Raw genomic sequence first — 24284 nt, forward strand, 5'->3', positions numbered from 1 at the left:
AGCCGACGTCCAGGCAGGTCGCCGGCCGGGCAGGAGCCCGCCCGCCCGTGGCCAACTCAGGAGAATCGCCGGCTTCGTCACCGCGCCCTCTGCAATTCCGCGGCACCGCGACCCGATGAGCAGCCGACTCGCCGGATCTCCTGAGTTAGCCACACGCCGGAGGAGCCGAAGCAGCGGCGCGGCCCGGGTGGCGTCCCCGAACGGCTTTATAATGACCGGCATGGACGTTTATACCTGGCTCAACCTGGCGCTCGTGCTGCTGTTCGTGCTCATCGGCGGCGTGTTCGCAGCGACCGAATTGGCGTTGGTGTCCCTGCGCGAGAGCCAGCTGCACGCGCTGGAACGCGAAAGCACCCGTGGCAAAACGGTCGCCCACCTGGCCCGGGACCCGAACCGGTTTCTGGCGGCCGTGCAGATCGGCGTCACCGTCGCCGGGTTCCTGTCCGCCGCCTACGGTGCCTCCACGCTGGCGCCCGACCTCGCCCCGCTGCTGGTGGGACTCGGGCTGTCGAAAGGGGCCGCGGACACGCTTGCCCTGGTCGGTCTGACGCTCCTCGTCGCCTACCTCTCCCTGGTGTTGGGGGAACTCGTGCCGAAGCGATTCGCGCTGCAGAAGGCCAGCAGCTTCGCGCTCGCGCTCGCGCCGCCGCTCCAGGTCTTCGCGACCCTGATGCGCCCCGTGATCTGGCTGCTGTCCGTCTCGACGAACGCCGTTGTGCGGCTCCTGGGCGGAGACCCGCACGCCCGGAGCGAGCTCGTGTCTGATGAGGAGTTGCGCGACCTCGTCGACGCACACGAGGGCCTCGAGGTCGAGGAACGGCACATCCTGAGTGAAGTGCTCGACGCCACCAACCGGCTGGTCAAGGAGGTGATGCGCCATCGCGGAGACGTCGACTTCCTGGTCGGCACGCAGACGATCCCCGCCGCCCTGGAGGAGATCCGGTCGCTGCCGCACTCGCGCTACCCGGTGATCGGCCGCTCAATCGACGAGGTACTGGGCTTCGTACACGTGCGCGATCTCCTGGACCCCGACGCCCACCCCGGCGCGACGACCGTAGCCGAGGTGGTGCGGGCCATCGTCTTCCTTCCCGGTACCAATCGCATCCTGCCGGCCATGACCCAGCTGCGCCGTGCCGGCGTGCACATCGCGATCGTCGTCGACGAATACGGCGGCACCGACGGTATCGTGACTCTCGAGGATCTCGTTGAGGAGCTCGTGGGTGAGATCCACGACGAGTACGACCTGCCTGTGCCCGAGGGACACTCCGACGAGAACGGCCAGGCCCGGCTGGCGGATGGCGGCCTGAATATCGAAGACTTCACGGATGCCACAGGAGTCGAACTCGAGGACGGCCCCTACGAGACCGCGGCCGGCTTCGTGACGTACCGGCTCGGACGCATGCCCCAGGTGGGCGACACCGTCTCGGCCGGGGACTACCAGTTGCGGGTCGCCGCTCTCGACGGGCTGCGCGTCAGCGTCATCGAGGTCGGTGCCGGCTGAGCGAGGACTCCGCGTAACCACTGCGCCTGGCCACACCGCCTGATCACTCCACGGGGCCGCTTCCCTTCAGGAGAGAGCGGCGCGCCGGCTTTCCAGCCGCAGTTCGAGTTCGCTCATCACCAGAGCGGCAATGTCGGTGAGGGTGCGGAGCTCGGGCGCGGTGATGGCGCGCGGTCGGAAGTCGATAACGCACAGGGTGCCGAGGTTGTAACCGTTCCGGGTCGTCAGGGGTACTCCGGCATAAAACTGCAGGCCGAATTCCTCGGCCACGAGTGGGTTTGCGAGCGAGCGCGGGTCGGTGCGGGCATCCTCTACCACCCAGGGTCCCTCGGACATGATGGCCGAGGCACAGAGGCCCGGATCGCGGGGGATCTCCTCGAGGTCGAGGCCGTGATGCGATTTGATCCAGATACGGTCGGTGTCGACGATACTGACGATCGCGATCGGCATATCGTACAACCGGGGGGGGGCGAGCGCGGCAATCCGGTCGAAGGCGCCGTCGGCGGGAGTGTCGAGAATGTCGAGGCGCGCGACCTCGTGCAGCCGTACGGATTCGTCGCTGACGAGGTGGTGATCCACGGCACTACGATGGCGGCCGGTTTCCGCGATAACAGCCTGGTGCAGAGCGAGCACCACCTCCGCGGTCGGCGGGCGCTGCCCCGGCTTGCGGGGCATCATGGTCGACAGAAGGTGCCGCCACTCCGGGGCGAGCTCCTCCGGGATGGCAGGGTCGCGCTGGAGTCTGGCCAGGGCCGACGGGATCGGCTCCCCGGGGAACGCCGTCTCACCGGTGAAGCATTCCAGGAGCACGAGCCCCAACGCATAGATGTCGCTCGCCGGGCCGAGGTTCTCTCCCCGGGCCTGCTCCGGACTGAGATAGGTGGCCGTGCCCGTCGTCATCCCCTGGGTGGTCACCCGCGCGTTGTCCGGGAACAGGGCGATGCCGAAATCGGTCAGCCGCGCGCGCTCGGGAATCCGAGCTGTATTCCGCGAGGAGGATGTTCGCCGGTTTGATATCACGGTGGATGATGCCGCGCCCGTGGATGTAGTCGAGCCCCTCCGCCAGGTCGTAACCGATCTGGGCGATGTGCCGCGTCGACATCGGATCCCGGTCGAGTCGCTGACGCAGGTTGACGCCGTCCACGAGCTCCATCACAAGGAAGATCTGCGGGTGGTCCGCCTCGGTCCGGTCCACACCGACGTCGAACAGGGTGACAATGCTGTGGTGGTTCAGGCTTGCCAGCACTTTGATCTCGGCTTGCTGGCGCTGAATATTGGGCACGTCGGTGGCGCGAAGTTCGAGATCTTGATCGCCACGTCCCGACCCAGACGCTCGTCGGTGGCCCGGTAGACCGAGGCCATTCCGCCGCGGCCGATCAGGTCCTTAACCCGGTAGCGTGCGTTCAGGAACTTCGGAAATTGCGTGGTCATCGGACCCCCCCTTTTTTTGGGAATGAGTCTAGGTCAGCTTCGCGGGGGATGTTTCCCATCTTTGGCCCGCGCCCGTGTCCCTGGGCGACAACGCCCAGGCAGTGTGAAACTGGGGCTATGACGGTGATGCGGGGTCGAGGGTGGTCAATGGCAGTTGGACTGGGGTGCGCGGCGGCGTTGGTGCTGGCCGGATGCGCGGGGCCGGGTTCCCCCCCCGACCGGCGGTGTCTCGCCGCCCGGTTCGACCCCGACGGCAACTTCGACCCCGACGGCAACTTCGACCCCGACCTCCCCAGCCACGCAGTCCTCGACGCCCGCTCCCGCCGATTCGGCCTCCGCCGGCACCTGCGGTCCGAACCAACTGGCGCTGTCGCTGCAGTCGCGGCCTCAGGACAGCGGCATGGGCAACTTCTACTGGGACCTGCGCCTCACGAACACCGGCCCGGCGGCGTGCACGGTCGAGGGCTACCCGGTGACGACTCTGGTCGGCGCGGCCCCGAATGTGCCGGTCGGGTCCGTTTCCGACACCGAGCCGGGACGCTGGTACCCGGTGGCGGTCCTCGCGTTGGCGCCCGGGACATCCGCGTACAGCCTGCTGCACCTCGGCCAAGCCGGCGCGTACGGCTGTCCCCTCGTGCCGGTCGGCGCCCTCGACGTGACGCTGCCCGGCTGGGACACCGCGAGCCGGGTGGCCACGCCGAACCCGATCGAGGGCTGTGACGACGACAGCACCGTGCTCGTGCGCACCGGCCCGCTGGCCCCGGCCCCGGTCAGCTTCTAGAGCCGGGCCGGCTTCGGCCGCACGGTGGCCAACTCAGGAGATCCGGGCCAGGCCGCGGCATCCGTTGCCTGATTCCGGGGGCAGGGGCTGCAGCCGACACCGGTTTTCCTGAGTTAGCCGCAGCGTTGCGTGCATAACCCCGGCGGATGCGCGGAAACATGCGGCCGTTCGCCGCGCGGCTCACACTGTGCAGAAGTCAGGCACGGGACACGTCGGAGATGGCGCCGGCGGATGCGCGCAGCTCGCGCCGCTCGGCCCGGCGCTCCCGGCCGCCCTCGACCAGGAAGTACAGCACGGGCAGCACCACCAGGGTCAGCACGGTCGAGGAGACCAGCCCGCCGATGACAACGAGGGCCAGCGGCTGCGAGATGAAACCGCCCGTTCCGGTGAGGCCGACCGCCATCGGCAGCAGCGCGAATATCGTGGCGAGCGCGGTCATCAGGATCGGGCGCAGACGACGGGAAGCACCGTTGACCAGCGCCTCCCGCACCGACTGCCCGCGACGCCGGTACTGGTTGACCAGGTCGATCAGCACGATGGCGTTGGTCACGACGATGCCGATCAGCATCAGCACGCCGATCAGCGAGGGCACACCCAGCGGGATGCCGGTGATCACCTGCAGGGCGATCGCGCCGGTCGCCGCGAACGGCACCGACACCAGCAGCAGCAGTGGCTGCAGCAGCGACCGGAAGGTCGCCACCATCACGATATAGACGATCAGGATGGCGATCAGCAGCGCGAGCCCGAGCTGCGCGAACGCCTCGGTCTGGTCGGCGGTGACCCCGCCGAGCGTCGCCGTCGCGCCCTCCGGCAAAGCGGTGTCGGCCAGGGCTGCCGTCATCTGCGCGTTGGCCGCACCCAGGTCGTCGATGCTGGGGGTGGCGGACACGGTCGCCGTGCGCAGCCCCTTCGTCGTGGTGAGGGTGGACGGACCCTCGACCTGCTCGACCGTGGCCAGGGTGTCCAGGGCAACCGGTCCGGCCAGGGTCGGGATACTCAGGGCCGCGAGCTCGGCCGTCGTCGTCGGCGGCGCCTCGGACTGCAGGTAGACCGACAGGGTCGTCTCGTCGATCACGATGGATCCGATCACGCTCGGCTGCATGGCCTGCGACACCAGCGCGCCCAGGGCGAGCTCGCTCAGGCCCACGGCACCCGCGGCATCCCGGTCGACGGTCACCGCGATGTAGGGGCGTGAGGCCGCCAGATTGCTTGAGCTCTCCTTGATCGCGTCGAGGTCCTCCACGGAGGCGAGCACCGCGTCGGTGGCCCTCTGCAGGTCGGCGTTCGTGGCCGCGGTCACATCCACGGCGATATCGGATGTCCCGCCGAACCCTCCGCCGGACGAGACCGAGAATTCTCCGCTTCCGTTCAGGGCCGTGAGCTGGTCTCGCACGACATCCTGAACCTCGTCGGGGTTGGCCTCCCCGTCGGTGGTGATCGAGTAGGTCACGGTGTTTGACGACACGCCGCCGCCGAATGCGGCCAGGGCGTTGCCGCCACCGATGGAGACCTGCACGATTTCGACGCCGTCGGTGCCGCGAAGGGACTTCTCGGCGGCCGTGGAGGCGTCGTCCTGAGCTGCGAGGCTGGTGCCCACCGGCAGTGTCTGGGTGACTTGGAAGGTGGTCTGCCCGGTCGAGCCGAGGAAGTTGATCTTCATATAGGGAACCAGGGCCACCGTGCCGCCCAGAACGAGCACCGCGACCAGGAGTGTCGCGACGGCGTGGTTCAGGGGCCAGCGGATGACCGGGAGGTAGCCGGTCTGAAGGCGGCTCGGGCGCTCCTCGGGCGGGGCGTCCGCGCTGCCGTTGTGGCGGGTGCGGCGCGAGGTGGTGGGCTCGACGCTGACGGTGGGCGAGCCTATCGAGATCGGCGAGCCTGTCGAGACCTCCGCAGTAAGGGCCAGGGGGGTTTCGACGAGCTCAACCACCGGGGCGGGCGCGACCGCCCTGGCCGGCCGCAGGAACCAGTATGCGAGCACGGGCACGATGGTCAGAGACACCAGCAGCGACGCGAGCAGGGCGATCGAGACGGTCAGCGCGAACGGCCGGAACAGTTCCCCGGTCGAGCCGCCGACGAACGCGATCGGCAGGAACACGGTGACGGTGGTGATGGTGGATGCCGTGATCGCCCCGGCCACCTCGCGCACCGCGCGCACGATGGTCGCGGCGCGGTCGGCGCCCTCGACCAGGTTGCGGGTGATGTTCTCGATCACCACGATGGAGTCGTCTACGACGCGCCCGATCGCGATGGTGAGGGCGCCGAGGGTGAGGATGTTCAGCGAATAGCCCACGCCCTGCAGACCGATGAAGGTGATCAGCACCGAGGTCGGGATCGAGATGGCCGTGACCAGGGTCGCCCGCACCGAGAGCAGGAACACGAGGATCACGAGAACGGCGAAGATCAGTCCGAGCAGGCCCTCTTCGGTGAGCGCGTCGATCGATTCCTGGATGAACGGCGCCTGGTCGAAGACGACCGTGAAGGTCGCGCCGGGGACCGCCGCCTCCAGCCGGGGCAGGATCGCGCGCACGGCCTCGGACACGTCGACCGTGTTCGCTGCGGGCACCTTGGTGACCGCGATGGTCAGGGCCGGCTGGCCGTCGACACGGGAGATGCTCGCGACCGGGTTCTCGGCGAGGGCGACGTTGGCGACGTCGCCGATGGTGGTCAGGCCCGCGCCGGGCACCGGGGCGAGGATCGGAAGCGCCGCGATGTCCTCGGCCTCGCCGAGCTTCGAGCCGGTCTGCACCGAGAGGGTGGTGTCGTCTTCGGTCAGCGAACCGGCCGGGATCAGCGACCCGTTCTGCTCCAACGCACTGCGGATGCCCTGGCTGGTCAGGCCGCGTTCGGCCAGCTTCGCGGCATCCGGCGTGATGGTCACGCGGCGGCCGACGTCGCCGACCAGGGCTGCCTCGCGCACGCCCTGCACATCACGGATGTCGCCGAGTACGCTGCGCTTGAGGTCGTCGGCGAGGGTGTCGCGGTCGCCGCCGGACACGGCGAGGGAGAGCACCGGGAAGTCGTCGATGCTGCCGGAGAGCACCTGCGGGTCGAGGTTCTCAGGCACGGTCGACTTGATGCGGTTGATGGCCTGGCTGATGCGCGATTCGGCCTTGACCAGGTCGGTGCCGTAGGTGAACGTGGCGCTGACCAGCGACGCGTTGGTGCTGCTGGTCGTCGAGGTGGATTCGAGCCCGGGGATGCCCTGGATCGCCGTCTCGATCGGCGTCGACACGTCGTCGTTGACGACCTCGGGCGAGGCGCCCGGGTAGCTCGTCGAGACCACCAGTTGCGGCAGCTGCAGGGAAGGGATCAGCTCCTGCTTGAGGCTGGTCAGGGCGAGGCTGCCGAAAACGGCGACGACGATGGTGATCAGCGCGATCAGCGCCCGGTTCTTCATGCTCAAGACAGCGAGAAAATGCACCCGTTCAGTATCTCATTGCAGGGTGTGCAGACTTCCCTGCCCGGGGCATCCGTCGGGCCGAGGCAGGCGGAGGGGCGTACCCTCGGCCGCAAGACGCACCATCAACCCGAACGACAAGGAGCAATTATGTCTGTGGCACGCGTAACAACACTCAGCATCCGGTCCGACAGATCCTTCGAGGATGCCGTCGCCGTCGGCATCGCCCGGGCGAGCAAGACCCTGCGCGGGGTCTCCGGCGCCTGGGTCAAGGAACAGAAGGTGGAGGTGACAGACGGCGAGATCACCTCGTACGACGTCGTGATCGAAGTCACCTTCGTTCTCGACGACTAGACACGGTCCGCGCACGAGCGACCGGCCCGACAGGTCGCCGGCGGCGCGGAAGGCGGCATCCGCGACGCCGGGCCGGGTCGGCCTGGCAACTTGATAACGGGCCGATAGTGCAATTGGATGGACTTCCATGACCCGTCGCCTCGCCCAGCTCCTCATCGGCCTCTTCCTCTACGGCTTGGGGATCGCGCTGATTGTGCGCGGCGAGATCGGCGTGGCCCCGTGGGACGTACTCACCCAGGGCATCTCCGGCCGCACCGGCCTCGGTTTTGGGTTGGTCACCATCCTGATCAGCGGCGTCGTGCTGCTGCTCTGGATCCCACTGCGCCAGAAGCCGGGCGTGGGCACCGTGCTGAACGCCCTGCTCGTCGGGCCGGCGGCGGATGTCGGCCTCTGGCTGATCCCGACGGGGCAGGATTTGTGGGTGCGCATCCTGCTGTTCGCGGCCGGGCTTCTGGTGCTGGCGATCGCCACCGGCCTCTATATCGGCGCGCATTTCGGCCCCGGCCCGCGCGACGGGCTGATGACGGGCCTGCACCAGCGCACCGGCTGGCGCATCTGGATCGTGCGCACGGGCATCGAGGTGACCGTGCTCAGCATCGGCTGGGCGCTCGGCGGCAACGTGGGCATCGGCACGGTGCTCTTCGCCGTGCTCGTCGGCCCGCTCTGCCACTGGACGATCCCGTTCTTCGCGATCACCCTGCCCCAGAACGACGACGCCCGGCTCGAGGAGACCCTCGAGGGTTCCGTGCTGCCCTCCGAGCCCTCGATCGACAGCCCCGCGAACTGACTCCGGCGCTGAATCGGGCTTCCACCCGCCAATACATTGTTGAACAATCTGCGGAAGTGGTGCATCCTTAACCAAACTTCCACGGACGGAGACCCGGATGTCCAGCATCGATTCAGACAGCGTCGATCTAAACAGTGATGTCGGGGAATCCTTCGGCAACTGGTCCTTCGGCGACGACGCCGCGATCATCTCCTCCGTCTCCAGCGTGAACGTGGCCTGCGCCTTCCACGCCGGGGATCCGAGCACGATCCGCGCCACCTGCACGGCCGCCGCCGCAGCCGGCGTGACGGTCGGCGCGCACCCGGGCTACCGGGACCTGGCCGGCTTCGGCCGCCGGTTCATCGACATGGAGCCCGGCCACCTCACCGACGAGGTGATCTACCAGATCGGCGCGCTGCAGGCCCTGGCCGCGGTCGCCGGAACCCGGGTCAGCTACGTCAAACCGCACGGCGCCCTCTACAACACCATCGCGCACGACGAGGTGCAGGCGCAGGCCGTCGTCGACGCGATCCGCGCCGTCGACCCGAGCCTGCCCGTGATGGTGCTGCCCGATTCCGAGATCCAGCGCCTCGCCGACCGGGCCGGACTGCGCACGGTCGTGGAGGCCTTCGCCGACCGCGCCTACAACTCCGACGGCTCCTTGGTCTCGCGGTCCCGGCCCGGCGCCGTGCTGCTGCACCCCGACGCTGTCACCGAGCAGGCGCTCCGCCTGGCCGGCGACCGCCAGGTGCGCACGGTCGACGGCAGCCTCCTCACGGTGACGGCCGAGAGCATCTGCCTGCACGGCGACACCCCCGGCGCGGTCGCGCTGGCCGGTGCGGTGCGCTCCGCGCTGCAGGATGCCGGCATCCCGATCCGAAGCTTCGTCTAGCCCCGTGTCCGGTCCCGTTCGCATCATCCGAGCCGTCGGCGACCGCGCCGTGCTGGTCGGACTGCCCACCCTGACCGACGTGCTCGACCTGCAGGCACACCTGCAGCGGCATCCGTTGGCCGGGCAGCTCGACGTGCTCGCCGCCGCGGAAACCGTGCTGATCACCGGCGTCTCCGCCTCCGCCGCACGGGGATTCGCCGACGCACTGCGGCAGCTGCAGGTGCTGCCGGCCGCCCCCGCAAACGCCGCGCTCGTGCAGATCGACACCGTCTACGACGGGGAAGACCTCGCCGACGTCGCCGCGCACACTGGCCTCAGCATCGAGGGCGTCATCGCCGCGCACACCGGCCAGGACTGGACCGCCGCGTTCGGCGGCTTCGCCCCCGGCTTCCTCTACCTCACCGGCGCGAGCGCCGTGCTGACCGTGCCCCGGCGCAGCTCGCCGCGCAGCTCGGTGCCCACCGGCTCCGTGGCCGTGGCCGGCGACTACTCCGCCGTCTACCCCCGCGCCTCCCCCGGCGGCTGGCAGCTGCTCGGCCGCACGGACGCCCGGCTCTGGGACCTGAAGCGTTCGCAGCCGGCCCTGATCCGCCCGGGTGACCGGGTGCGGTTCCGCGCGGTGCGCGAGCAGGTCGCCGCCGCGGGGGTCCTCGTACCGGAGACCGCAGTCGCGGTTGGGACTCCGGCAGCGGCGGCCACTCCCGATGTCGCGGCAACCGCGGCCCCCACCCCCGCCACCGGCATCCGCGTGCTCTCCCCCGGCGCGCAGACGACCGTGCAGGACCTCGGCCGCCCCGGCTACGCCGACCAGGGCGTGACCGCGTCCGGCGCACTCGACCGTGGCGCCCTGCGGCGCGCCAACCGGGTCGTTGGAAATCCGGCCACGGCCGCCGTGCTCGAGAACGCCCTCGGCGGCCTGTCCCTGACCGCGCTGGCAGACCAGGTGCTCGCCGTCACCGGTGCCGTTCTGCCGCTCACGGTGACGGATGCCGTCGGCCGCCACCGCGAGCTGCCGATGGATTCCGCCGTCTCCCTCCTCGCCGGGCAGACCCTGTCGCTCGGAGCCCCCCGCTCGGGCGTGCGCAGCTACCTGGCCTTCCGCGGCGGAATCGACGTGGACCCGGTGCTCGGCAGCCGGTCCACCGACACCCTCAGCGGCATCGGTCCGGCCCCGCTGACCTCGGGCACCGTGCTCCGGATGCTGCCGCCCGCCCCCGGCAGCGCCGTGCACCACCCCGAGACCCCGCCGCCGGCCCCGGCCGAGGTCACCGTGCTGCGCTTCGTGCCGGGACCCCGCGCGGACTGGTTCGAGCCGGCATCCGTCGACCGGTTCGGCGACGCGGAGTGGACCGTCACCCATCAGTCGAACCGGATCGGCCTGCGGCTGGCCGGTGAGCCGCTCGCCCGGTCGCGGCCGGGCGAGCTGGCCAGCGAGGGTACGGCCCGCGGGGCCATCCAGGTCCCGCCGTCGGGCCTGCCGGTTTTGTTCCTCGCGGACCACCCGGTCACCGGCGGCTACCCCGTGATCGGCGTCGTGCTCGCCGAGGACCTCGACCTCGCGGCGCAGCTGCCGACGGGTGCGCGCATCCGTTTCACGCCCGTACCTGCCGAGCCCCTTCCAGCCGAGCCCGTCCCCGCCTCCCCCTGATGCCCACCCTCACGCGCTACGCGGGTGCTGCGCCGCTGCGCTGCCGGCACGCCACGCGCTGAGCGGCGNGCGGGTGCTGCGCCGCTGCGCTGCCGGCACGCCACGCGCTGAGCGGCGCAGCCCCCGCGCGTGCCCCAAACACCCCCCGAACACACGCCCCGAATGAGAGCTGAACCATGCAGAAAGTTCTGATCGCCAACCGCGGCGAGATCGCCGTGCGCATCGCTCGCGCCTGCGACGACGCCGGCCTCGACTCCGTGGCCGTCTACGCGGACGTCGACGCCGACGGCATGCACGTCTCGGCCGCCACGGAGGCCTGGGCACTCGGCGGCGACAGCCCGACCGACAGCTACCTCAACGTGGCCAAGCTGCTGCGCATCGCCCAGGACTCCGGCGCCGACGCCGTGCACCCGGGCTACGGCTTCCTCTCGGAGAACGCCGACTTTGCTCAGGACGTGATCGACGCGGGACTGCTCTGGATCGGTCCGACGCCCGCCGCGATCCGGGTGCTGGGCAACAAAGTCTCCGCCCGTGAGATCGCCATCCGGGTGGGAGCTCCCCTGGTCGCCGGGTCCGAGGGCACCGTGGAGACCGCCGCCGAGGTGCGCGCCTTCGCCATGGAGCACGGCCTGCCGGTGGCCATCAAGGCGGCGTTCGGCGGCGGCGGCCGTGGCCTCAAGGTCGTCTGGGACATGGATGCGATCGAGGAGTCCTTCGATTCGGCCGTGCGCGAGTCGACGGCCGCCTTCGGCCGCGGCGAGTGCTTCGTCGAGAGGTTCCTGCACAAGCCCCGCCACGTGGAGGCGCAGATCCTCGCCGACACCCACGGCAACGTGATCGTCGTGGGCACCCGCGACTGCTCGCTGCAGCGCCGCAACCAGAAGCTCGTCGAAGAGGCGCCCGCGCCGTTCCTCACCCCTGCGCAGAAAAACCAGATCTATTCCTCGGCCAAGGCCATCTGCCGGGCCGCCGGCTACACCGGCGCGGGCACCGTGGAGTACCTGCTCGCGCAGGACGGCACCATCTCGTTCCTCGAGGTGAACACCCGGCTGCAGGTCGAGCATCCGATCACCGAGGAGACCAGCGGCATCGACCTGGTACTGGCGCAGCTGCAGATCGCATCCGGCGGGCCCGTTCCCATCTTCACCGACCCCGAACCGCGCGGGCACTCGTTCGAGTTCCGCATCAACGCCGAAGACGTGGGGCGCGGGTTCCTGCCGTGCCCCGGGACCGTGGCGACCTTTACCGTGCCGACCGGGCCGGGCATCCGGGTCGATTCCGGGGTCAGGGCAGGCGGCATCGTACCGGACCGGTTCGACTCCCTGCTCGCCAAGCTGATCGTCACCGGCGCCGACCGGCAGCAGGCCCTGCGCCGCGCCCGCCGAGCCCTTGCCGAGTTCGAGATCACCGGCCTGCCCACCGTTCTGCCGTTCCACCGTGCCGTGGTCACTTCGACGGCATTCACCGCGCCCGACCACCTCGGCGTGCACACCGGCTGGATCCAGGCCGACTTCGCCGAAGAACTGCCCAGCGACCCCCAGTTCAATCCCGTGCCGCCGGAGGCCGCCCGCCACACCATCAGCATCGAGGTCGACGGGCGACGGATGGCGCTCGGCCTGCCTGCCGCCCTGCTCAACAGTCTCCTTCGCGGGCTGGGCGGCGCGGCCGGTGCGGGCGCTGTCACCGCTGCCGACGGCCTTCCCACCGGGGGCCACTCGGCCCCCGCCGCAGACCCGGACACCCTCCGGGCCAGCATGGGCGGCTCGGTCGTGAAGTGGATGGCCCCATCCGGTGCGCTCGTGGCCGCAGGCGACCCGGTGCTCGTACTCGAGGCCATGAAGATGGAGTCGATCGTGGTGGCGCACCGCAGCGGAACCCTGCGGGACCAGCTGGTTCAGCCCGGCGACACGGTGGCGGTGGACAGCGCGGTCGCCTCGATCGGGGACTGAGCGTATCCGTCGTCCGGTTCCGGCTGCCCGCCGGAACCGCCGGAACACCCCGCCCGTCCTCGGGCCGCCGCTCCGACCGGGCGGTATCGTGGGCACCATGACCCTCGCCGAGACCCTCGCCGACCTGCGTCACCGCACCGCGTCGGCGCGTCACGCCGAGACCGGCCAGTGGGTGTCGGGGGTGCTACGCGAGCGGATCGCGGCCGGCCACCTGCCGCCCGGCACGAAGCTCCCCGAGGAGCCGCTCTGCGACGCGCTCGGCGTCTCGCGCAACACGCTCCGCGAGGCCTTCGCGACGCTCAGCGCCGAACGGGTGGTCACCCGCGTCCCGAACAAGGGCGTCTTCGTCGCCCGGCCCAACGCAGACGACATTCGGGAGATCTACCGGGTGCGGCGCTACCTCGAGCCGGGTGCCCTGGCATTCACACCGGCCGAGGAGCTCACCCCGGCGAGGCTGGACGAACTGCGCCAGGCCGTCGCGAGCGCGCGGAAGGCCCGCGAGGCCGGATCGGTCCCGGGCATGGCCGGTGCCAACCAGGAGTTCCACGCCGGCGTCGTGGCCCTGGCCGGCAGCGACCGCCTCGATTTGCTGATGGCGCAGGTGCTCGCCGAGATGCGCCTGGTCTTCCATTCGATGGGCGAGGAGGCCACCTTCCACGCGCCCTACGTCGACGACAACGCCCGCATCGTCGAGCTGCTGGCGGCCGGCCGGTCGACGGATGCCGCGGCCCTGCTCACCGGCTACCTGCAGCGCGCCGAGGCCCAGCTGCTGTCGATCGTGGCCGAGTCCGTCCGCTAGCCGGCGGTATCCGGCACGGCTGCCCGGCCCCGCTCCCCTCAGCTGCCTGCGTGCGGCTGTGCTGCGCGTCCGCGCTGTTCCTCCGCTGCGCCTCCGCGCTGTTCCTCCGCGCTGCGCTGGTTTGTGGCTAACTCAGGAGATCCCGCCGGGCCGCGCACCGGAGCCGCGGACCAGTGCGGCGGCCAGCACCAGCCGGTGACCACGCAAACAAAACTCCTGAGTTAGCCACAGAGGCGGGCGATCAAGCAGGCAGCGGGGTGGATGTCGGCGACGGAGAAAGGGGGCGCCGGGTCGGCGGACAGCAGCGGGAAACGGAGGTCTTCGGGGGCTTTCGGGAGTCTCAAGAGGTCTTCGGAGGTCTTCGGAGGTCTTCGGGGGCCTTCGGGAGTCTCAAGGGGTCTTCGGGGGCCGTCGGAGCGGGGGCGCGCGGCGGGCCGTGCAGGGTGGGGGTCGGGGACATCCGTCAGCCCCAAAGCATCGCGAGTCCGCCGAGGGACTGATAGCCGAGGAACAGCGTCAGCAGCCAGGCCAGCACGCCGATGCCCAGCAGCCACTTCGGGTAGACGTAGCCGCCGAGCAGGTCGCGGCGGCGCCAGGCCACCCAGAGGATGACAGCGAAACCGAACGGGAGGATCAGCCCGTTGACCGCGCCGGCCATGATCAGAAGCGTGGCCGGGGCCTGGCCGAGCAGCGTGTAGACCAACGTTGACACGGCGATGAAGACGACGGTGGCGATGCTGCGGGTGCGGGGCGAGGTCTGTGAAGTGGCCACGAACGAGATCGAGGTGTACGCCGCCCCGATCACCGAGGTGATGGCCGCGGCCCAGAGCACGATGCCGAAAAGTTTGAACCCGATCTCGCCGGCCGCGGCCTGGAAGGCCTCCGCGGGCTGATTGTCGCTGGTCAGGTCCACGCCCCCGGCGACCACGCCGAGGATGGCGAGGAACAGGAGCACCCGGATCACGCCGGTGATGATGATGCCCAGCACCGAACTGCGGGTGATCTCGGTGATGTGGGCCCGTCCGGTCACGCCGGCGTCAATCATCCGGTGCGCGCCGGCGTAGGTGATGTAGCCGCCGATCGTGCCGCCGATCAGGGTGGTGATGATGAGGACGTCGATGTCGTCGGGCAGCACCGTGTTCTTGACCGCGAGGCCGAGGGGCGGATTCGACACGATCGCCACGTAGGCGATCAGCACGATCATCACGGCCCCGAGTACGACGACGACCTTGTCCAGCGCGAGCCCGGCCCGTTTGCTGAGGAAGATCGCGATCGCGACGGCCGCCGAGAGGATGCCGCCGAGCTTGGCGTCCAGGCCGAAGAGCACGTTGACACCCAGGCCGGAACCGGCGATGTTGCCGATGTTGAACACGAGCCCGCCGAGGCAGATCAGCGCGGCCAGGAACCAGCCGGCGCCGGGCAGCACGGTGTTGGCCAGTTCCTGCGCTCGCTTACCGCTGACGCCGATCACCCGCCAGACGTTCAGCTGCACCGCGATGTCGACCAGGATCGAGACCAGGATGGCGAAGGCGAAGGCTGCGCCGAGCTGCACCGTGAAGCTTGTGGTCTGCACGATGAAGCCGGGTCCGACGGCGCTGGTCGCCATCAGGAACATGGCGCCGAGGAGCGCGCTGCGCTGCGCCCGGCGCGGGCCGCGCAGCTTCTTCTTCACGCCTGCGGTTTTCGCTCGAATCTTGGCGCGGACGACGTTGAAAACCATGGGGCGCTCACTTCTCGGAAGGTCAGCACCGGCGGTCACTGATGTCGAGCCAGCCTACATATTGTTCAACAATCAGCACAACCATGAGGCCCACATGGACTCCCCCCGGCCGGCGGGGTGCAGCGGGGCAGGGACGGTGATGGGGCCGAGGCAGGGTTCGGGCGGGATCGCCGGGCGCGCGGACTACCCGCAGAAATCGGCGATCGTGCGGGTCAGAATCTCGGTGAGCGCGTCGACGGATGCCGCGTCCGCCCACTCCGCGTCGGCGTGCGCTCCGCCACCGTCCACGCCCACGACGAGGCAGGGGATGCCGGCCTCGTGCAGCAGCCCGGCGTCGGTCCAGAACGGCTCGCCGCGGACATCCGGCCGGCGTCCGAGCACCTCCGTCGCCCGTTCGGTCACCAGACGCACGATCGGCCACTCTGGATCGGCCTCGAACGCCGCACGCGCCACGAGCCGGGTCAGCCGGAAGCGGAACCCGACGACGACGTCGGCGAGCCGCTCCAGCAGTGCCCGGAGCTCGGCCTCGACCCGGTCGGGGCTCTGGCCGGGCAGCATGCGCCGCTCGATCGTGAGCGTGCAGGCGGCGGCGACGGTGGCGGCATCCGAACCCCCGGCGATGGTCGACACGCGCACGGTACCGTGGCCGAGCAGCGGATGCGCCGGCGCCGCCTCGATGTCGGCCCGGAGCTTATCGAGGGCGCGCAGCACCAGCCCGGCGTGCACGATGGCGTCGATGCCGCGCTCCGGCTGGGATCCGTGGGCGGCGAGCCCGGTGAGCTCCACCTCGAACCAGGCGAAACCGCGATGGGCGAGCGTGAGGCACAGCTCGCTCGGCTCGGCGACGATCGCCGCGTCGGCGCGGAAGCTGCGCAGCACCTCCATGGTGCCGAGGCTGCCGAACTCCTCGTCCGCCACGAGGGTGACGATGACGTCTCCGGCGAGATCGGATGCCCCGGCCGGCCCGGCCGCATGGGCCCCGGTTCCCCTGACTCCCGTCGCCCGCGCCGCCGCGACCAGGATCGCCGCGACGCCGCCCTTCATATCGAAGGCTCCCCGGCCGATGACGCGCCCGTCCCGGAGCTCGCCCCCGAACGGATCCCCGGCGTAATCGCCGACGCCGACGGTGTCGAGGTGCCCGTTGAGCATCAGGGAGCGCCCTCCCCCGGTGCCGCGCCGGATGCCGACGATCGTAGGCCGCCCAGGATGCTCCTCGAGGCGGTGCACCTCGAACCCCCGCGCGGTGAGCCAGTCTGCGCACCAAGCTGCGATCATCCGTTCGCCTGCCGCCTCCGGCACCAGGTCGGAGTTGACGGAATCGATGCCGATGAGCCTCTGCACCACGCCCACCGGTTCGCTCTCTGAATTCACACCCTCAACCTAGCGGCGCCGCAGACCGCGAAAGCGGGTGAAACGTCGGTTTCAGGGCTGCACGGCGACGATTCACCCGATCTCGCAACCGGGCAGCCGGCCGGGCGGCCGACCGGGCAGCCGGCGACACGTTCCGCCCGCACCCCCGAACGAATACGACGGAGATTTCGTCCGAATCGGTCCTTAAACCTTGGAAAACCTTCCTTGCTCCCAAAATCTCCGTCGAATTGGTTCATCGCCGGGCCTCGATGCCCGGTCGCGAGGCGAGACGCACCGGCCGTTCCCCGCCCAGGTTGGGTACCATATCTCATGGGCGATGGCGCGGCAGGGTCAGCGAAACGGGCAGCGGGCACGAGTGGGAGCACGGGCAGCCCACTCACAGGCGGCACGAGCGCCGGCACCGGCGCCGGACCGGCAACGTCGAGCGAACGGATGCGCCCGCGCGCCTCCTGGGGACTCGTCCCCGCCGCGCTGCTCTCCGCCTCCGCCGTGCTGCTGTTCGGGGCGCGCGAGCCGCTGCCCGGCTACGCGCTACTCGCCGCGGCCATCGGGCTCGCCTTCGCCATCGACCGGGCCCTGTTCAAGGATCTGCTCCTGATCGCGATCGGGCTGCTGATCATCAGCACCATCTCGGTCGAGGCCGACATCAGCTACCCGAATATGGCGCTGATGGGGACCGTGCTGACCGTCGCCGTGCTCGTGCCCTACCTGCTCTCCCGCTACGCGTTCGGCGACCACGCGATCCGGTTCCCGATCCGCACCGGCCAGCGCTGGACCTCCCTGGAACGCTGGTACCTGCCGCTTGTGCTGCTGCTGGGCTATCTGATTCTGCCGACCTATTTCATCCGTTCCGGCGCCTACCAGAACTGGCCGGCCGTGACCGCCCCCGACGAGATCGCCCGCCTGTTCGTGGGCGTCGGCTTCGTCGGCATCTGGGACGAACTCTTCTTTATCTGCACGGCGTTCGCCCTGCTCAGGCGTCATTTCCCCGACTGGCAGGCCAATCTCCTGCAGGCCGTGATCTTCACCTCGTTCCTGTGGGAACTGGGCTACCAGAGCTGGGGGCCGCTGATGACGTTCCCCTTCGCGCTGTTGCAGGGCTACACCTTCGCGCTCACCAAATCACTGACCTACGTGGTGATCGTGCACCTGCTCTTCGACGCGGTCGTCTTCCTCGTGATCGTGCACGCCCACACCCGCGACTGGCTGCCGATCTTCCTGTACTGAAGCTCAGGCGGCGAGCCGGTCGACGGATGCCCCGGCCGCCGGACCTCGCCCCCTTGCAAGTTCGGCGCGGGCCGCCAATGCTGAGGGCATGTGGGCAGAAGGCGTCTGGGTGACACCGCTTCTGGTGGCGGTCGGCTGGGTCCTGGTGGGACTTGCGTCGGCGTTCGTGATGATCCGCCGCGGCCACGACGCCCCGATCTGGGTGGTTCTCGGTCTGGCTGCCGGCCCTTTCGCCATCGCGCTGGCCGGCCTGGCCGTCTACCTCGAGCGGGAGGAATTGGCCGAGGCGGCCGTGATTCCCGGGGAATCCCTCGAGGGAGACGTGCGGGTGCTCGTCTGCATCGACGGCTCCGAGGCCGCGGACCACGCCGCCGTCACTGTCGTGCTGCTCCTTGGGGCGAGGCTGCAGACCGTGACGCTGCTGACGGTGCTCGACTACGACGTCGCGCGCGACGTTTCCCCCGACAGGCTCGACCGCATCGCCGCCGGCATCCAGTCCGCCGCCGTCGGCCAGCTGGCCGACCTTGCGGTGCACCCGTTCAGCACCCGGGCCACCGGGGGCGCCGCCGAGCAGATCCTGCGCCGGGCGGGCTCCGGCGCCTACGACCTCTTCGCGCTCGGCTCCCACCGGCAGCGCCGCTCGCGTTTCCTTGGCAGCGTGGCCCGGGAGATCGCCAACAAAGCCCCGATCCCGCTGCTGACCGTGCGAGCCGCCCCGGTCGAATCGATCGAATCGGCCGAGCGCGCCGCCCGCTTCGGCCTGACCATCGAGCCGGAGAGTTGACCGCCGTACGGAGCCTGAACCGAGAGCTGAACCCCGGCTGAAAGTTCCCGCCGAAGCTTGTCCGCTCGCCACTCGCGATATATCGTGAATCTCAACAAGACGCGATATATCGTGAACAGGTGGTGAACATCCGTTGCGCGGACGCCGCCCCCGAAAAGGAGAATTCCATGGCTTTGGAAAAATGGCTGGTCAGCCCCGGGCAGACCACGGTGATCGACATCGAGGTCGTTCGGGCGCTCAAGGTGGGCATGATCGGCGGCAAGATCGACGTGATCGGCCACGACGAGCCGGGCACTCGCATCGAGGTGCACAGCGTGACCGGCAAGGACCTCAAGATCTCGGTCGACGGCGACACCCTCGAGATCGACCACCCGCAGCTGCGCTGGGACAACTTCATCGAGGTCTTCGCATCGTTCCGCGGCACCGCGAAGGCAGACGTCAGCATCCTGGTCCCCCGCGCCGTGGCCCTGAAGCTCGGCGTGATCTCGGCCGAGGCCCTGATCTCGGGCCTCACGAACGGCGCCCGGCTGAGCACTGTGTCGGGCGACATCGTGGTTGACGGTGTCACCGGGGACCTGGAGCTCAACGCCGTGAACGGCGAGCTGTCGGTGCGCGGCCTCGAGGGCAGCATCATCGCCCACACGGTCTCCGGCGATTGCACGGCGAGCGGGGCCATCCGTCGCTTCAGTCTCGACGGGGTTAACAGCGAGGTGTTCCTCGACATCGAGGGCACGCCCGATTCCATCAACACGAACACGATCAGCGGCAGCCTCACCGTGCGCCTCGGCGCCGATGTGGCGACGCGCTACCGGCTGAACACCGTCTCGGGCACGCTGCAGCTGGACGACCAGACGATTCGCGGCACCTTCGGAAAGGGCTTCGAGTCCAGCACCGGCACACTCGAGGGCAGCTGGCTCGAGCTGCAGGCCAACTCGGTGTCGGGCGACATCACGGTGGTGCGTCGCAGCACCGAGCCTGCGTCCGCGGGCCCGGCCGGCGAACGAACAAACACCGAACCGGGCGACGCCCGCGCCAACGGGGAGGTCTGAGAATGACCCCCGTCTTCGCCCACGGCAGCCTTCGCCTCTACCTGCTCAGCCTGCTCGCCGATCAGCCGCGGCACGGCTACGAACTGATCCAGGCGCTCAGCGACCGCTTCGGCGGAACGTACATCCCGAGCGCCGGCACGATCTACCCGCGCCTGGCCAAGCTTGAAGAGGAAGGACTCGTGACCAAATCGACGGATGGCCGCAAGAGCGTCTACGAGATCACCGACGCCGGCCGCGCCGAACTCCAGGCCCGCCAGGGTGACCTGCACGACCTCGAGACCGAGGTCGCCGACTCCGTAAGGCGACTGGCCGACGACGTGCGGTCGGGAGTCAGCGCAGCGATGCGCAGTCTGCGCCTCGACCTGGCCTCCGCCAAGCGCCAGGCGGGGGATGCCCGCAGCGCACGCAAGGCGGGCACCACCGCGGGCACCGCCGCCGGCAATGCCGCGCGCACCGCGGCCGCGGCCGCCGCCGGCGCGGCAGCCGCATCAGCCGCAGCTTCAGCCTCGGCCGGAGCGGGATGGCAGACCGGCGCAGCGGAATCGGCAGCGAGCGGCAGCACATCGGGAACCACATTCGACGGAACAGGTGCCCGCGCCGGAACCGTCGAAGGCGATTCGGGATCCACCGCCGCCTCGACGCCCGACCCGCGTCTCGAGTCCAACCGGGCGCTGCATGAGGCCGACCTGGTGCTGAACGAGTTCCGTCAGCAGCTGCGCGCGGACCTGCGCCAGGCTGCCACACGGTCCGGCGTGCCGACCACGCTCGTGCCGGAACTTCGGGCTCGCCTGGTCGAGGTGCGCGCGGACATCCTCGCCGCCCTGCACCGGCAGCGCGGCCACTAGCCCGGAGCGGTGCAACAGCACCCCCCCACACAGAACACCCTCGCCAGCTGCGCGGGTGTTCTGTGTGTCACCGTCGCAACCGGGTCAGACGGTACAGGCCGCGGTCTCCTCGGCGGTGGGGTGGCGCGGTCGGTGCATCCCCCCGAACGGTCGATCGCGAGCAGGGACATCAGGGCGCCGCAGATCGGGCAGACCGGGCGCGCCCGACACGCCCGCACCGCGGCCGACTCCCCTGGATTTGACAGAGGAATCCAAGGGAGTAGTGTCGTCCCTCGTGACACCAGAGGGAACCCCCCAGGCACCAGAAACACGTTCACCGAAAAGGTGGATCATCGGCGACCCGCTCTCGACCGAAAAGCTCGACGGCCAGTTGCTGCCCAAGCACCTCGCCCTCCCCATCTTCGCGAGCGACCCGCTGTCGAGCGTCGCGTATGCGCCGCAGGAGCTCCTGATGATCCTGACGCTCGGTGGGCTGGCTTTTCTCAGCTTCGCGCCCTGGGTCGCGGCGTGCGTCGTGCTACTGCTCGTCGTGGTCGTCGCGTCGTACCGCCAGCTGATCAAGGCCTACCCGTCCGGCGGCGGCGACTACGAGGTCGCGCACAAGAACCTCGGAGAGAAGGCCGGCCTCGTCGTCGCGTCCGCCCTGCTCGTCGACTACGTGATGACCGTGGTCGTGTCGGTGGCCAGCGGCGTGGACAACATCATCTCCGCACTGCCGGGCCTGGCGCCGTTCCGGGTGGAGTTCGCGGTCTTCTTCGTGATCCTGCTCGCGGCGGTCAACCTGCGCGGCGTGCACGAGTCGAGCAAGGCTTTCGCCATCCCCACCTACCTGTTCATCGCCAGCGTGCTGCTGATGGTCGTCGTGGGCCTCGCCCGGGTCGCCCTCGGCGATACCCCGATGGCCGAGTCGGCGAACTACGACGTAGAGGCCCAGAGCCTGGCCCAGTCGGCGTTCATCCTGCTGCTGCTGCGCTCCTTCGCGAGTGGGTGCAGCGCGCTCACCGGCGTCGAGGCGATCGCCAACGGGGTGCCCGCGTTCAAGCATCCGAAGGTCAAGAACGCCCAGCGCACGCTGGTGCTCATGGGCGGCATCGCCATCACGCTCTTCATCGGCCTGACCGCGCTCGCCCTGTTCTCGAAGGTGCACTACGCGGAGAATCCCTGCGACCTGATCGGCTGGGAGGAGTGTGCGACTTCCCCGCAGCGCAGCCTGATCGCCCAGATCGCGGCGGCCACCTTCGGCAACAACTCGATCATGTTCTTCGTGCTGCAGGCCGCGACCGCGGCGGTGCTGCTGCTGGCCGCCAACACGGCGTTCAACGGCTTCCCGCTGCTCGGCTCGGTACTCGCCAAAGACTCCTACGCCCCGAAATCGCTCAGCACCCGCGGCGACCGCCTGATCTACTCCAACGGTGTGCTGCTGCTGGCCCTCTTCGCCTGCATCATCCTGGTCATCTACCAGGCCAACCTGACCGTGCTGATCCAGCTCTACATCATCGGCGTCTTCGTCTCCTTCACACTCGGGCAGACGGGCATGGTGCGGCACTGGCTGACCCTGCTGAAGACGAACCCGCCGAACCGGGCATCCATCATCGCCAGCCTCTCGATCAACGGCTTCGGCGCGCTGCTCACCGGCGTGGTGCTGATAGTGGTCACCATCACCAAGTTCACCCACGGCGCCTGGCTCGTCTTCGTTTTGATGCCTGTGCTGTTCACCCTCATGCTCGGCGTCAACCGGTACTACCGCGACGTCGCCAAGGAAATCGAAGTGGATGCCGACACCACCTTCGGCTCGTCGGGCGACCACGCGATCGTGCTGGTCGGCAAGATGCAGAAGCCCGTGCTCAAGGCGTTGGACTACGCGATCGCGGCCCGCCACGAGAGCATCGAGGCCGTACACATCTCCGTCGACGTCGACGAGACCAAGGCGCTCAAGCGCGCCTGGGTGCAGCAGAACATCCAGGTGCCGTTGCGCATCGTACAGTCGCCCTACCGGGATATCAGCTGGCCTCTAATCAGCTACATCAAGGACCGGCGCGAGGACCACGGGTCCGAGGTCGTCACCGTGTACACCCCGATCTACATCGTGGGCCACTGGTGGGAGGGTCTGCTGCACAACCACAAGGCCCGGCGGCTGCGCCAGAAGCTCATGCTCGTGCACGGCGTCACCATTGCCCTGGTGCCGTGGCTGCTCGACTCCTCCGAGCTCATCTACGGCCGGCGCTCCCGGCCCGTGCCCGGCCAGGACCGCCGCGGCGAGCCCGTGCGCCCCCGCCCGATCCCTCGCCGCCCGCTCGCTCCGCCGACCAAGGACATCCCGATCCGACCCACGCCGGTCGTCGGCACGGTTCCGCCGAATTCCCGGCCGTCCTCCGCGCGGCGCCGCAAGAGGAAGTAACGGATGCGCCTTGCTCCCGCCGTCTTTCTCGGCGGCATGGTCGGCACGGGCCTCCGACTCGGCATCGACCAGGCTCTCCCGCACACCGACACCGACTTCCCGGCGAGCACGCTGATCGTCAACACGATCGGCGCGTTCATCCTCGGCTGGCTGGTGGCCGGCCTGTGGACCCGCTCGGGCCCGCCGGCCTGGGTCAAGGCCGCCCTCGGCACGGGGGTGCTCGGGTCGTTCACGACCTACTCCGCCGTCATGGTGTCCCTGGTCGCGCTCGGCGCGGCCGGATTCCCGACTCTCGGCTGGATCTACCTCGCGGCCACTCTGCTGCTGGGGTTCGGGGCCGCGGCCCTCGGCCTGCAGCTGGGGGCGCAGCTTCGGCACCGCGTGTTGCCGGACATTCCGGATTCCGGGAGCACTCTGTGAGCACCTGGTTGGGCCTCGGCGTACTCGTCACCGGTGGCGCGGCGGCGGTCATCCGTTACTTCGTCTCGCGCGCCCTCCCCGTCGGCCCCGGGCGGCTGCCGCTCGGCGTGTTGATCGTGAACGTGGCCGGATCGTTGATCGGCGGCGTGGTGCTCGGTCTCTCCGAGCGTGCCGCGGTGTCCGCCGACGTGCAACTGATCCTGTTGACCGGGGTCTGCGGCGGCCTGACCACGTTCAGCACCTGGAGCGTCGAGACCGTCGAACTGACGCTCACCGGGCGTCGGCGAGCGGGCATTGTCAACCTGATCGGCACTCTCCTGCTCGGGTTCCTGGTCTGTGGTGCGGGCTACCTCCTCTCCCGCTGAGGTACAGTGAAGGAACGCTGATTGTGAACGTGTTCGGCGAACCGCTGCTCAGGATTTGCATCCGCGGCCCGTTCGGCCCGCCATGCTAAACTGACGGCTAGTTTTCACCATATTCGGCAACTCCCGGGAGACGCTTCTCTCACCCGGCCTGGCATCGTTAGGGGGTCTCGCATGGGGCGCGGCCGTCAAAAAGCAAAGCACACCAAGGTTGCCCGCGAGCTGAAGTACTTCAGCCCGGACACCAACTACAACGCGCTTGAGCGCGAGCTCACCGGGCATCCGGCCAACGATCCGCGCCTCGATGAGGACCTCGCGAAGTGGCCGGAGTACGAGGCCGGCAAAGACGCAGACACCGACGACGCCGACGCCGACGCCGACGACCAATACGTCGACCACTACGCCACCGAAGACGAGCAGAAGCGCGCCTGACGCTCGGCTCGGCTCATCTCGGCTAGCTTTGCTCCCCCGCGGCCCTGTGCCTCAGCGGGTGCGCGCAAATGGCCGCCATCGTTTCACCGATGGCGGCCATTTACGCGCACGGGCCGCCCGGCGGGGCGCCCGGCGGGCGGCCCGGCGGGCGGCCC

At 69.5% G+C, this 24284-nt stretch carries 20 protein-coding genes and 2 pseudogenes; 16 read left to right on the forward strand and 6 right to left on the reverse strand.

What is annotated here, in order from left to right:
- Positions 1–220 precede the first annotated feature (220 nt).
- A complete protein-coding gene (locus CXY81_RS03245) occupies positions 221–1501 on the forward strand; it encodes a hemolysin family protein (RefSeq protein WP_104169487.1) in 1281 nt (426 codons plus the stop codon).
- Between the two features lie 66 nt (positions 1502–1567).
- Here the strand turns inward: CXY81_RS03245 and CXY81_RS17180 are convergent, their stop codons facing one another.
- From CXY81_RS17180 to CXY81_RS16835, 3 genes and pseudogenes are all read right to left on the reverse strand, one after another.
- Entirely contained in the window at positions 1568–2521 is a 954-nt protein-coding gene (locus CXY81_RS17180; RefSeq protein WP_369828336.1) for a serine/threonine-protein kinase, read from the reverse strand.
- Positions 2522–2546: 25 nt separating this feature from the next.
- Positions 2547–2783, reverse strand: a pseudogene (locus CXY81_RS17185) (protein kinase); the annotation flags it as partial.
- The gene (locus CXY81_RS16835) at positions 2732–2932 is read right to left on the reverse strand and encodes a hypothetical protein (protein ID WP_158251987.1); all 201 of its coding nucleotides are present in this window, start codon (positions 2930–2932) and stop codon (positions 2732–2734) included. The gene CXY81_RS16835 and the pseudogene CXY81_RS17185, both read right to left, overlap by 52 nt.
- 154 nt (positions 2933–3086) lie before the next feature.
- Between CXY81_RS16835 and CXY81_RS17190 the strand changes: the two genes are divergently transcribed.
- On the forward strand, positions 3087–3713 hold the full coding sequence (locus CXY81_RS17190) for a DUF4232 domain-containing protein (RefSeq protein ID WP_104193949.1): 627 nt from the start codon (positions 3087–3089) through the stop codon (positions 3711–3713).
- A 196-nt stretch (positions 3714–3909) separates the two neighbouring features.
- Here the strand turns inward: CXY81_RS17190 and CXY81_RS03265 are convergent, their stop codons facing one another.
- Positions 3910–7137, reverse strand: coding sequence for an efflux RND transporter permease subunit (locus tag CXY81_RS03265; protein ID WP_104193950.1), 3228 nt, complete (start codon positions 7135–7137; stop codon positions 3910–3912).
- 126 nt (positions 7138–7263) lie between these two features.
- Between CXY81_RS03265 and CXY81_RS03270 the strand changes: the two genes are divergently transcribed.
- The 6 genes from CXY81_RS03270 (at position 7264) to CXY81_RS03295 (ending at position 13521) form a co-directional block, all read left to right on the forward strand.
- Positions 7264–7467, forward strand: a complete 204-nt coding sequence (locus tag CXY81_RS03270; protein WP_104102676.1) for a dodecin family protein — start codon at positions 7264–7266, stop codon at positions 7465–7467.
- Positions 7468–7594: 127 nt separating this feature from the next.
- Positions 7595–8254, forward strand: a complete 660-nt coding sequence (locus CXY81_RS03275) for a YitT family protein (RefSeq protein WP_198411957.1) — start codon at positions 7595–7597, stop codon at positions 8252–8254.
- 97 nt (positions 8255–8351) lie between these two features.
- Entirely contained in the window at positions 8352–9125 is a 774-nt protein-coding gene (locus CXY81_RS03280; RefSeq protein ID WP_104169465.1) for a LamB/YcsF family protein, read from the forward strand.
- Between the two features lie 4 nt (positions 9126–9129).
- Positions 9130–10773 carry a 5-oxoprolinase/urea amidolyase family protein gene (locus CXY81_RS03285; RefSeq protein ID WP_369828337.1) on the forward strand — a complete coding sequence of 548 codons (1644 nt, stop codon included), beginning with the start codon at positions 9130–9132 and terminating at the stop codon, positions 10771–10773.
- Between the two features lie 176 nt (positions 10774–10949).
- Positions 10950–12722: a biotin carboxylase N-terminal domain-containing protein gene (locus CXY81_RS03290; protein ID WP_104193952.1), complete on the forward strand. Its 1773-nt coding sequence runs from the start codon at positions 10950–10952 to the stop codon at positions 12720–12722.
- A gap of 97 nt (positions 12723–12819) precedes the next feature.
- Positions 12820–13521: a GntR family transcriptional regulator gene (locus CXY81_RS03295; RefSeq protein WP_104193953.1), complete on the forward strand. Its 702-nt coding sequence runs from the start codon at positions 12820–12822 to the stop codon at positions 13519–13521.
- A gap of 463 nt (positions 13522–13984) precedes the next feature.
- Here CXY81_RS03295 and CXY81_RS03300 read toward each other — a convergent pair whose 3' ends face one another.
- Positions 13985–15241 carry an NRAMP family divalent metal transporter gene (locus CXY81_RS03300; protein WP_233193953.1) on the reverse strand — a complete coding sequence of 419 codons (1257 nt, stop codon included), beginning with the start codon at positions 15239–15241 and terminating at the stop codon, positions 13985–13987.
- Positions 15242–15424: 183 nt separating this feature from the next.
- Positions 15425–16612: a M20/M25/M40 family metallo-hydrolase gene (locus CXY81_RS03305; RefSeq protein WP_104193954.1), complete on the reverse strand. Its 1188-nt coding sequence runs from the start codon at positions 16610–16612 to the stop codon at positions 15425–15427.
- Between the two features lie 432 nt (positions 16613–17044).
- Here CXY81_RS03305 and CXY81_RS03310 point away from each other — a divergent pair, with 432 nt between their 5' ends.
- From CXY81_RS03310 to CXY81_RS03345, 8 genes and pseudogenes are all read left to right on the forward strand, one after another.
- Positions 17045–17839, forward strand: coding sequence for a CPBP family intramembrane glutamic endopeptidase (locus CXY81_RS03310; RefSeq protein WP_104169461.1), 795 nt, complete (start codon positions 17045–17047; stop codon positions 17837–17839).
- Between the two features lie 109 nt (positions 17840–17948).
- A complete protein-coding gene (locus tag CXY81_RS03315; RefSeq protein ID WP_158251988.1) occupies positions 17949–18623 on the forward strand; it encodes a universal stress protein in 675 nt (224 codons plus the stop codon).
- 167 nt (positions 18624–18790) lie between these two features.
- Positions 18791–19672: a hypothetical protein gene (locus tag CXY81_RS03320; RefSeq protein WP_233193954.1), complete on the forward strand. Its 882-nt coding sequence runs from the start codon at positions 18791–18793 to the stop codon at positions 19670–19672.
- Positions 19673–19674: 2 nt separating this feature from the next.
- Positions 19675–20055, forward strand: a pseudogene (locus CXY81_RS16845) (PadR family transcriptional regulator); the annotation flags it as partial.
- 736 nt (positions 20056–20791) lie between these two features.
- The gene (locus CXY81_RS03330; protein WP_104193964.1) at positions 20792–22915 is read left to right on the forward strand and encodes an APC family permease; all 2124 of its coding nucleotides are present in this window, start codon (positions 20792–20794) and stop codon (positions 22913–22915) included.
- Between the two features lie 3 nt (positions 22916–22918).
- The gene (locus CXY81_RS03335) at positions 22919–23335 is read left to right on the forward strand and encodes a CrcB family protein (RefSeq protein WP_104193957.1); all 417 of its coding nucleotides are present in this window, start codon (positions 22919–22921) and stop codon (positions 23333–23335) included.
- Positions 23332–23700, forward strand: a complete 369-nt coding sequence (gene crcB / locus CXY81_RS16285) for a fluoride efflux transporter CrcB (RefSeq protein WP_158251989.1) — start codon at positions 23332–23334, stop codon at positions 23698–23700. The genes CXY81_RS03335 and crcB overlap by 4 nt, the downstream gene beginning before the upstream one ends.
- Positions 23701–23871: 171 nt before the next feature.
- Positions 23872–24129: a DUF3073 domain-containing protein gene (locus tag CXY81_RS03345; RefSeq protein WP_104193959.1), complete on the forward strand. Its 258-nt coding sequence runs from the start codon at positions 23872–23874 to the stop codon at positions 24127–24129.
- The last annotated feature ends 155 nt before the right edge of the window (positions 24130–24284 follow it).

The sequence above is a fragment of the Cryobacterium sp. M25 genome, from assembly GCF_002929635.1.
GTDB classification, from domain to species: domain Bacteria; phylum Actinomycetota; class Actinomycetes; order Actinomycetales; family Microbacteriaceae; genus Cryobacterium; species Cryobacterium sandaracinum.